The organism is Microcoleus sp. B9-D4 (assembly GCF_036705105.1).
Classification (GTDB): Bacteria; Cyanobacteriota; Cyanobacteriia; order Cyanobacteriales; family Microcoleaceae; genus Microcoleus.
On sequence record NZ_JAUBTS010000004.1, the window covers coordinates 222,297 to 232,637 of the forward strand.

8 protein-coding genes are annotated in these 10,341 nt (G+C 45.6%); 3 read left to right on the forward strand and 5 right to left on the reverse strand.

Annotation, left to right across the window (positions count from 1 at the left end):
* Nucleotides 1-53 precede the first annotated feature (53 nt).
* Both QUB24_RS33535 and QUB24_RS04150 read left to right on the forward strand, forming a co-directional pair.
* Entirely contained in the window at nt 54-263 is a 210-nt protein-coding gene (locus QUB24_RS33535; RefSeq protein WP_445300382.1) for a phycobiliprotein lyase, read from the forward strand.
* Entirely contained in the window at nt 260-1,369 is a 1,110-nt protein-coding gene (locus tag QUB24_RS04150) for an extracellular solute-binding protein (RefSeq protein ID WP_333150922.1), read from the forward strand. Before QUB24_RS33535 ends, QUB24_RS04150 begins: the two co-directional genes overlap by 4 nt.
* Before the next feature lie 253 nt (nt 1,370-1,622).
* On the opposite strand, the gene QUB24_RS04155 is transcribed toward QUB24_RS04150, so the two are convergent.
* The 5 genes from QUB24_RS04155 to QUB24_RS04175 form a co-directional block, all read right to left on the reverse strand.
* On the reverse strand, nt 1,623-2,561 hold the full coding sequence (locus QUB24_RS04155) for a DUF1963 domain-containing protein (protein WP_333150924.1): 939 nt from the start codon (nt 2,559-2,561) through the stop codon (nt 1,623-1,625).
* Between the two features lie 104 nt (nt 2,562-2,665).
* Complete coding sequence (locus tag QUB24_RS04160) at nt 2,666-3,172, reverse strand: hypothetical protein (protein ID WP_333150927.1); 507 nt, start codon at nt 3,170-3,172, stop codon at nt 2,666-2,668.
* A gap of 232 nt (nt 3,173-3,404) precedes the next feature.
* Entirely contained in the window at nt 3,405-6,644 is a 3,240-nt protein-coding gene (locus QUB24_RS04165; RefSeq protein WP_333150929.1) for a PAS domain-containing protein, read from the reverse strand.
* Between the two features lie 600 nt (nt 6,645-7,244).
* Nucleotides 7,245-8,375 carry an aldo/keto reductase gene (locus QUB24_RS04170; RefSeq protein WP_333150931.1) on the reverse strand — a complete coding sequence of 377 codons (1,131 nt, stop codon included), beginning with the start codon at nt 8,373-8,375 and terminating at the stop codon, nt 7,245-7,247.
* Nucleotides 8,376-8,380: 5 nt separating this feature from the next.
* Nucleotides 8,381-8,887, reverse strand: coding sequence for a bifunctional nuclease family protein (locus QUB24_RS04175; protein ID WP_015176672.1), 507 nt, complete (start codon nt 8,885-8,887; stop codon nt 8,381-8,383).
* 626 nt (nt 8,888-9,513) lie between these two features.
* Between QUB24_RS04175 and ribE the strand changes: the two genes are divergently transcribed.
* The gene (gene ribE / locus QUB24_RS04180) at nt 9,514-10,227 is read left to right on the forward strand and encodes a riboflavin synthase (protein ID WP_333150934.1); all 714 of its coding nucleotides are present in this window, start codon (nt 9,514-9,516) and stop codon (nt 10,225-10,227) included.
* Nucleotides 10,228-10,341: the final 114 nt, after the last annotated feature.

The following is a 10,341-nucleotide window of genomic DNA, read 5'->3' on the forward strand; positions in this document are numbered from 1 at the left end:
ATTGCGCGATTTTAGATTTTAGATTTTAGATTTTAGATTTTAGAATTGAAGCATTGACCCCACGGATAAATTCGGGGGATTGTATCCTGGATGGTTTCGGTCAAACAGACTCTCTTCGCAGCAGAACCGAGTACAATGGCTCTGTGTTTGAAAAAGAAATAAGACAAATCGGCGCCAACTACCGGACTCGACAAACAATTATTTCCCCGGCTGTAGAACACAAAACGATGGGTCAATATTTAGAAAAGCGGATTGACAGGTGAAACGAAGGTCTTTGCTATTGGGGGCTGCCACCCTAACTTTAAGTCAATTGGCGGCAGGGTGCGACTCGAAGCCGATTCTCAAAATTCGATCGCTCAAAAACGGTATTCCGGCCCAACTGGTAAGCAAATTTAGCCGCGATGTACAACCGTCTCCGCTTTTGCAGGTAACGCAAGAAGGACAATTAAAAGAATTATTCGCCCTGTTGCAGGAGTGGAAACGGGTTCCCGAATCAAAAAATCAAGCTAACTTGGTGATGTTGGGAGATTACTGGCTGACTTTGGCAATTAGGCAAAAATTGATTAAGCCGATCGATCCTGCTAAGTTTGCTAATTGGCCACAATTGCCCGAAAGATGGCAAAAACTCGTCCGGCGCAACGATGAGGGTAAATTAGATCCTCAAGGTAAAGTGTGGGCTGCACCTTACCGCTGGGGAAGTACGGTAATTGCCTATCGAACCGACAAATTTAAGGCTTTGGGGTGGACTCCGACAGATTGGAAAGACTTGTGGCGAGTCGAATTGCGCGATCTAATTTCTCTGCCGGACAGTGCCAGAGAAGTTATCGGTTTAACATTAAAAAAACTAGGGAAATCTTACAATACGCAGCAATTAGATAAAGTCCCCAATCTCAAAAAAGAACTCGCAAATCTGCACCAACAAGTTAAACTTTATAGTTCTGACGCTTACCTGCAACCATTAATTTTAGGCGATACTTGGTTGGCAGTAGGTTCATCTGGAGACTTGCTCCCACTGCTGCAAACTCAAAAGGATATTGCTTTAGTAATTCCAGTTTCGGGAACTGCACTTTGGACGGATTTGTGGGTACAACCAGCATCAGGGAATCCAGTTTCGTTAGTGGAAAAATGGATTGATTTTTGCTTGCAGCCTCGGGTTGCTCCTCAATTATCTTTGCTGGCTAAGGCTAGTTCGCCGATAATTGTCGGCATGAAACCGGAGGATTTGCCGGAAGCTGTTCGCACTAATTCTGTGTTGTTGCCGGATGCTAAGATTCTTGCTGCTAGCGACTTTATGCTGCCGTTTGGGGATGCGGGGATTGCCCAATATAGATCGCTCTGGCAAGAAACTAGGCAAGTAGTGAAAGGCTAAAATTTCACTACGTTTTGAGGTACGTAGTTGCGCTTCAGCGCTCTTTTATCTATGAAAGAGCAGGGATCATCGCAGTTTTGCATTTATAGTGCTGTCCCCGCTCCCGTATTGTACAATAGGCGAGCGGGACATTATTCAAAGAAAAAATGCTTTTTACAAAAAGGAGATGCTTCCAAAGAGCGCTGAAGCGCCGCAACTACGTACCTTAGAAAAATAAAAAAATAGCACGGGTTGAAGTGTTAGTATTTTAATTTTAAGAACAATCGTAATTATAAATCACCTGAGAAAAATCTAAATTTTCTAAGTCATCAGCACGAATCAAAAAGTTACCTACTCCACAATCACCCCAACAAATCTCATCATCACTAATCATGTGTAAGAGTACAACTTTATGGTCTTTGTATTGCGGACTATCCTCACGAGGATCAGTTTGCGTAAAGTAGCCGTATCCCCCTATTTTATGGTGATTCTCGTATATATTACCAGAATACCACTCAAATAATCTGTTATCATCTTCCCAAATTATATCCAAATAATTTTGAAGCTTTTGTTCTCCCAAAAAAGTATCAAATTGATAGTCCGCTGGATTCACCCACGACTTGTCAAAACTAAACTGTAAAGCCAAACATTCTTGAGAATTATTCACATCTTGGTGCTGTAAAGGTGAATAATAATGTTCATAAATACAATCGGAAGGAGGATAATCAATCGGACAATTATTTTCGTCAAAAGCTTGCCACCCACTAATTTTTTGATTATTTAAAGTTGAATATGTCTCATTTATATCCAACAAAAAAGCAAAATCTGTTTGACAATTATTTCTGTCAACTTCTAAAAAGTACAATACTTTGAAATCTTTTTGATTGTCCAAGTTCTCTGGATCCATTCCATACCAACCTAGATTGTTACTAATATAAAATTGCAAAATTCCTTGTTTGGGAAAAGGGGCTAAATATGGCACTTGGGCAAAGATTTCCTCAAAATTGAGTTGTGCCAAAAGGTGCATATATTTTCCATCACTATCTTTGGGAAAATCGTAACCTTTCGGTAAGTAAGGCACTCCGCCAAATTTGCTTGACCAGAAATCAGTCGCCTTTCGTTCGTAAGTGATTTTGATAACAGGCTTTTCTGAACTTTCAATTTCTTGGCGAAACGGTTCTAATTCAACAGGAAGCTCAAGGTTTGTTTTCATTTTTTTCTACGAATTATAAACCGCCTCGATCGGCTAAAATGCACGGTGAGTCAGCTCTTGATTTATCGATTATCCAGAAAATTACTCGCTTCTGACGCACCCTACTAAAAGCCTTTGAGTTTGCCTCGAAGACGTGGATTTGAGAGAGATTCTAAATCAATACGACAGAAGCGCCGATCGCCCTTACACGAATAAACTGCCAAAGCTGTCCCTTGACGGTTGCAAAATCGCACATTGTAACCGTATTCGCTGGCGACAGTGCCGAAGCGGTTGACAAACTGATAGCGTTCCATATAATCGAGCAAACTCCAAAGTTGGCGGTTGACTATGATAATGACCCAAGTATTGCCGGGATCGACAAACCAGCGATCGAGCAATTTTCCGCCAAACTGTTTTTGAGCTAACCACAGACTCGGCACGCTTTTTTCGGTTTGCGAAAGCGGGGGCGACGGTAAATTAGCAGCGCTGCCAGTCGGGCAAGCCGGCTGCTGGGAAAATGCCGCAGATTGCTCGCAGAGCAAGGCTCCGAGGCACGCATAACAGGCGATCGGGAACAAAAATAAACTTTTTGTCAAAATGCCATGCCTGCGGGTATCAACATCGTATTTCATAATTATTGTTTTCTTTTTTATATATTTCCCGTAGGGGCGGGTTTTACCAACCATTTATGTCAGCAACTCGCCATCTATAAAACCCGCCCCCGCACAGCAGATAACCTACATCAACCTTACATTTTATTATATGCAAAAGATGTACCTTGCGATTTTTTGTTGTGTGGGGGCGGGTTTATTAGATTGTTTTTTTTTGCTTTTATTATTGGTAAAACCCGCCCCTACAGTCATGTTAAAATTCCGATCGCCTAAACAATGAAGCAGGCAGACAAGCAGTAAAAGTAGAACCGCAATTTAACTCGCTAGAAACTTCAATATCGCCGCCCATCATCTGACAAAAACGCTGGCTGATAGTCAGTCCCAAACCCGTACCGCCGTACTTGCGAGTAGTTGAATCGTCAGCTTGAGTAAAAGGCTGGAACAGTCGCTCTTGTTGTTCTTGTGTCATGCCGATACCCGTGTCCGTCACTCGGAAAATTAAAAAATCTGCATCCAAAATTAACATTTGAGCAACTCTCGGTTGATATTTATTTTTTAATTTTTCACTGGTAATTCTTTCGACAGTAAGCACGATCGCCCCATTAGCAGAAAATTTAGCAGCATTGCTGAGCAAATTCAGCATTACCTGCCGCACTTTCATCAAATCGCCGTGCATCGCGCCGATATTGTCAGAACTCAATACTTGCAAAGTATTGCCGTTTTTATCCATTAGCGGTTTGATAGTTGTTACCACCTCCTCGATTAAGCCTCCAACATCGAAGCTTTCGAGGTAAATCTCCATCTTGTCAGCTTCAATTTTGGAAATGTCGAGAATGTCGTCAATTAGGCGCAGCAAGTGTTTGCCAGCAGTGCGAATTTTGTCTAAATCCGAGACTACCTCTAAATTGCCTAACTCTTCGGCATCTTCCGCTAGCATATCGCTGTAGCCGATAATCGCGTTGAGGGGAGTGCGTAACTCGTGGCTCATGTTTGCCAGAAAAGCACTCTTGGCGCGGTTGGCGAGTTCTGCTGCTTCTTTGGCCAACTGCCACGCTTCCTCCGCGTCTTTGCGTTCGGTGATATCCCGCAGTGTCGCCACCACCGCTTCGACGCTGCCGTCTGTCGCACAAACCGGGCTGAGAATGTACTCGTAGTCGCGGGTTCCCCAGCTTGCGGTGGGGACAATTACTTCGCCTTTCACGGGCTCGGCTGTGGCAAATATGCCGTCGCATTCTTGGTGAACCCGCTGCATAATTGTTGGCGACCAGCCTAATTCCTGCCAGGTTTTGCCAATCATTTCTCTGGGGTTCATGCCGGCCGCTTGAGCCGCGGTGCGGCTGACATAGGTGTATTTTCCCGATCGATCTACTAGAAAAATTAGGTCAAGAGAAGCACCGAGAATGCCGTCAACTGTTCTGGCGTGTCGGGCTACTTGAGCCGTCATTTGTCTGACTGTGATGGCGCCGCGGACTCTGGCGGCGAGTTCAAACCGCAAGAGTTCGTTGGCTTGTTTGAGGAATAGGGTGCGCTGTTCGACTTCTATTTCTAGTTCTGCTTTGGCTTTTTCTAGGGTGAGTTCGGCAAGTTTGCGATCGCTCACATCTGTAGAAATTGTACCGACTGCATAAACTTTACCTTCGGAGTTGCAGAGGGGAAATTTCAGAGAAATATAAGTGTGCGGGCCGTCATCTTGAGGGATGATTTCTTCGAGGGTTAGGGGCGAGCAGGATTCGAGAACTTTCAGGTCATTTTCTCGCAAGGCTGCTGCTTTGTCTTGGGGAAAAATATCGCCGTCGGTTTTCCCTGTTATTTGCTCTTTTGCGATGTCGAACAAATTGTCAAAATGGCGGTTGGTGAGCAGGTATTTTCCGTCAACATCTTTGATGTAAATTACTGCTGTTGAGTTGTCTAAAATCGCTTGCAGCAGTGCTTCGCTCTTTCGTAGGGCTTTTTGAGTGTTTTGGCGATCGAGTATTTCTGGGTGCAATTCCCAGTTGAGGCGATTTAAGTCTTGCCAAGCTTCCTGGACTAGATTTAAGGCGATCGCGCTTTTTTCTAGTTCTGTATTTACCTGCTGCGACTGATTTGAGACGGAGTTTTCTGGCAATTCTAGGGGTTGAAAAGCAAGCGGGATGTGGAGATTTGCGATCCTCTGCGAGGGCTTCGCTAACGGGCCAGTGCCAGCCAATTTTTTATATCGAAAATCGACGGCTAATTTACCATCTAAACTCGATTTTTTGGGAAATAAATCGGGAAATTCGCCGAAATTTAAATTATCATAAATTAGATCCAAATTCCGGGATCGCTGCGGCGGTTCGGCGCTGGAGTTTGATGCCCAATTCCCATCTGCTGTTGATAAATCTGAGTTAGCCGGTTTGGCAATCCGGCGAGTGATGGCAACTCCCAAGGCGAAGGGAACAAGGGCAGCAGCAGACAGGGCCAGCAGCCAGTTGTTTGCCCACCAAGTTGCGATCGAGGTTTTGGGGATGAATCGCACTAAAATTGCGGCTGGTTTTCCGGCTAAATTGCCAAGGGATTTGGCAGCTACAGCATAAGTTTGACTGCCTGTTTGTACGTTTCCGGCGACTGGTTTGCCGCCGGCAGCGAGTGCAGATTTCAGCAGCGATTTCTCTGCCAGCAAGTCGGGTAACTGTTGGTTTTTTGTAACTGCTTGCGAACTTGCCAAGACAAATTTGCCGTCAGCCAGCGGTGCGTAGATAGCCTGATATCCGCCGCCCTGTAAATTGAGTGTTTCGGTGCTAGCAACTACCGACGTTTGGCTGATAATTTTTCCTAACACTAAGGCCGCAATCACTGTCTGATTTTTGGAATCTTTTATGGGAATTGCTGCGTAGTGCAGGAGAACAGGTCGATCGCCCTTTCCGGCCGACAAAGATCCCAATTGTTCCTGAAATTCCGATTTAGCAATAATTTCGGTGGCGGTAATTGGCTCTTTTGTAGCGAATACTCGATCGACTATTTTTTGCAGGTTAAAACTTTTTCCCTTTTGGCTGGGGTTGACGCTAACAACTATCTGCCGATTTTTTCCAACTAAAGCCGCACTGTCTATTTCCCCTGTTTTGACTTGATTTTCTATAATTTGCTTGACATATTTTTGCAAATATGATAATTTTTTGCCGCTGTTGTAAGCTAAAGCTGTTTGGGCGATCGTTTTGCTGTCAGAGGAGTTTTGCAAACGGTCGGCGGCGCGATCGAGTTTGAGATTATAGTTAATTTCACTAAGGCTCAGTTCAGATTTAGCTTGATTTTGCAGTTGATTGCTTCCCACTGCCGATGTTAGCCAAAGTGCTGCTGCCGTTAGTCCGACGGGCAAGATTGTTTGTAAAGTCAGCAGTCCGATTAGCTGTTTTCTGGTAACAGATAAGTTGTAGGTACACGGCTTGAAAGCTGCTTTCAATCTTCTTTCGGAAGTCGCAACTTTAGTTTGCTGCAGACAATTTGGCTGGCTGTCGTTTAACTGAGTATGAGCCATAGTAGTAGATGCGGGATCGGTTATAGATGACAGGCGATCAATTAATCTGGAAAACAATCAATTTTAGAGTTGATATTTTAGATCGAGTTCGATTAATCAATCTTCATAAAATTGTTCGCTCTCGTCAGGTACAACAAAGTAAGAAAATGACAGAGGTATTTTCAAAAAAATCGGTTTCTCGCTGTTAAATCAGATTTTTTTATTTAGTTGTTTTTACATATACTGTCGGATCTATTTAAATTGTGTTGGGAGCAGACAGGGGACATTGGTGTCAACTTAAGACTAAAACCTTTTGTATCTCTCGTTTACAGGCGAGTATCGATCCCCTAAATCCCCCTTAAGAAGGGGAGTAGGGGTTGACTTTGACGCTCTTGTCCCCCCCTTCTTAAGGGGGGTTAGGGGGGATCGGGAAGACTATGAACTCAAACAGTAGACCGCTACTACATAAGACGTTAAGTTGACACCAAGGCCCGCAGACAGTCGCCAGACTAAGTAATTTTTCGATCGACTGTATCCTAAATTTACTTAAACCAAAGTTTAGCGTAATTATTGCAAAACTTAGATACGCTCGATCGACCTTTTCCCTGCTTCACCTTTGTTTCAATCCCACAACCGCCTGCCTGCTTTGCCGCCCAGTCGCTGGTGAGTATCTTTGAGCAAAGTTGGGATGTCTAACTCTTCGGGACACCGGGGCAAACATTCGCCACAATCGGTGCAGCGGTTGCCTTTGCTGCCAGGAAACCAGTGTCCGGCATTTTCAAACATGGCGTAGCGGTATTTGCCAAAGTCAGTCATGTCACACCCGACGGCGAGATTGCGGAGTCGCAATACTTCGGGAATATTGATGTTTTCCGGGCAAGGCAAACAGGCATAGCACTGGCTACATTTGTCGGTTTTCAAAGTGGCTGCCATAACCGATTCTAGCCGATCGAACGTAGCGATTTCGGCGTTGGTGAGGGGAAAGTCGCGATCGCAATATTTCAGGGGTTGCTCTAATTCTGTCGGATTTGCAGGGCCCACACTCAAAGTCCCAATCCTAGTATCGCTAAGTAAAAACCGATAGTTTAACTCTAAGGGCGAGAAAGGCGAGCACAATTGTGCGAGAGTTTCCGGGGGCGTGTAGAGTTGCCCTCCTTTATCGGCTGGGGAAATGATGAAAACGCCCATATCTTTGTCTTTGGCGAGTTCAATTGCCGGGGCGTTGCGCTGAAAAAAATAGTAGTAATGCAGATTGACAAATTCAAACAAATCTGTATTGATTGCAGCCAAAATCAGATCCAGAGGCCCGTGAGTCGAAAAGCCGACGTGCCGAATGATCCCATCGGCGAGGGCTTTGCGTACTGCTTGCATACAGCCTGTGGGCGATCGCACCATCGCCAAATGTTCCCAAGTATTCAAACCGTGAATTGCCAGACAATCGATATAGTCTAAATTCAGGCGTTTGAGGGATGCGTCGATGCAGCGTTCCATTGCTGCTGCATCCTCGGTTGGGGAAATTTTTGTAGTGATGTGGAGGCGCGATCGATCGACAGACAAACCAGCCGAAAGGGCCGCGCCAAGATATTCCTCGCTGCAACCGTAACCCGCAGCCGTTTCCAGGTGATTGATTCCCAGAGACACCGCCTGTTGTACAGTCTGACAGGCAGTTTCCTCAGAAGCCAAATAGCGCATGGTTCCCAAGGAAAATACCGACAGGTGCAACTCCGTTTTGCCAAACCGTCGATAGCGCATAAAGGTTAGGAAGTTTCGCCTGGGCCCAAGCCGCTTCTCTTAATCAAATCCTCTGGACGGAGGTTTGAGATAAATTCCCGGAAGGCGCGGCGTTCTGCCTCATCAGCATCTCGATCGACAGGTATCGAAGCATCGGCGACGACTTCTTCCATCACCCAGATGGGGCAGTTCGTTCGCAGGGCTAGGGCGATCGCGTCGCTAGGTCGGGCATCGATCTCTTTTTTAACTTCTCCCTGACGGACGATCAGCACGGCATAGAATGTGTTATCTTGCAGCGAGTGAATAACTATGCGCTCCAAGGTAAGACTCCATGCCTCTAAAAAATTGACCATCAGATCGTGAGTTAAGGGCCGAGGAGGCTTGTGGCCTTCGATCGCGCTAATAATAGCCTTTGCTTGCTCCTGACCGATATAAATAGGCAAAGCCCGTCGCTCAGTAGCGTCTCTCAATAGGACAATAGGACTGCGCGTGGCTGCATCTAAGGCAATTCCAGCGACTTTCATTTCAATCATAAAAATGCTCGGTAAGTGGGAAACTCAGAGACTTTAGTCCTGAGAGGGAAACAACATGGGCGGTTTCAACACATTCGACTACGCTCAGTGAGCACCACCTTGAATCCCCTTTCCCCTTTCGGGGGTAGAGGGGTCTGGTTGCCCCTCTTTGGAGATATGGTTGTCTCCGGCTCCCTTTCGGGGTAATGTTCGCTTGTCGGTCAATGTTATGAGAGCTTGTTAGACTTGCAACACTGTCTCAGTGACCTTAAGACTGTTTAATTGCAAATGACAGAGCGGAAAACTAGCGTCGCATTCAAGGAGTGTCGTGACTCAAATAACGTAGCCAGTTAAGGCTGAGGCCCGTCAGCACAGCTTGCTTCGATTGCTCTTACAAGCTCAGTCCCTGGTTTTAGGGCTGGGTTACTGACAGAATTAAGAAACTGCAAGGCGGTAGAAAACTCGGACATAAAGATGACCTAAATCCAGTATGACTCGATCTTCGCCTGAATCTGCAACTGATCGGGGACTGTCGATTTTAAATTAAAGAATTGACAAAGAGGGAGAGGGGGGATATAAAAAGCTCCTGCATCTGGTTTGTGACTGTGGTTTGATGTAAATAGGCGATCGACTAAGGAAAAATACTTATGTTTACAGGACTAATTCAATCTCTCGGAAAACTGAAGTCGCTAGGCAACGATTATTTCCAAATTTCCTGCACATCAAACAACTCCTACCAGATTTTACAAGATTTAGCCATTGGGGACAGCGTAGCCGTGGATGGAGTCTGTTTGACGGTAGTGGAAGTTCTGCCGCAAGGTTTTGTCGCCGTCGCTTCCCCAGAAACCCTCCGCCGCACTACTCTGGGATCATTCCCCGATGCTTTGGTAAACCTAGAAACCTCCCTGCGCGCCGGTAGCAAATTGGGGGGACATTTTGTGACGGGGCACGTAGATGCGATCGGCACTTTAGCGACATCAACCCAAACCGCCAACGCTTGGGAGATGCGGTTTACTGCCCCACCAACAGCAAATTCGGGATGGCAACGTCAAATCGCACCTTACATCGTTTCCAAGGGCAGCATCGCCGTCAACGGCATCAGCTTAACCGTGGCAGATTGCGATGCTGACGGCAATTGGTTTGAAGTTGCTGTCATTCCCCACAGTTTTGGTGAGACAAACCTCAGCTATTTGCAACCAGGAAGTTTAGTAAACTTAGAAGCAGATATTCTGGGCAAATATGTCGCCAAATTTCTCCGCAGCGGCTCAAAATCCCATCCCGAACCGTGGGAAGAAACCCCCACCATCAACAGTTTGGGAACAATTACACCTGAATTCTTAGCAGAACACGGATTTATTTAATCGTAGATAAAACTCGGCGGTTAAAACCGCTACTATAGGGCTTGCTGAATCAGTGTCAAAAGGTTACACCACCAGGATTAAGAGAGCGGACGATCAATAATGGTGCAAGAAAAA

What these genes read in the sequence shown, in the direction of transcription:
- ribE (WP_333150934.1), top strand. Translation starts at nt 9,514, where the DNA reads ATGTTTACAGGACTAATTCAATCTCTCGGAAAACTGAAGTCGCTAGGC.
- QUB24_RS04155 (WP_333150924.1), bottom strand. Translation starts at nt 2,561, where the DNA reads ATGAAAACAAACCTTGAGCTTCCTGTTGAATTAGAACCGTTTCGCCAA.
- QUB24_RS04160 (WP_333150927.1), bottom strand. Translation starts at nt 3,172, where the DNA reads ATGAAATACGATGTTGATACCCGCAGGCATGGCATTTTGACAAAAAGT.
- QUB24_RS04165 (WP_333150929.1), bottom strand. Translation starts at nt 6,644, where the DNA reads ATGGCTCATACTCAGTTAAACGACAGCCAGCCAAATTGTCTGCAGCAA.
- QUB24_RS04175 (WP_015176672.1), bottom strand. Translation starts at nt 8,887, where the DNA reads ATGATTGAAATGAAAGTCGCTGGAATTGCCTTAGATGCAGCCACGCGC.
- QUB24_RS04170 (WP_333150931.1), bottom strand. Translation starts at nt 8,375, where the DNA reads ATGCGCTATCGACGGTTTGGCAAAACGGAGTTGCACCTGTCGGTATTT.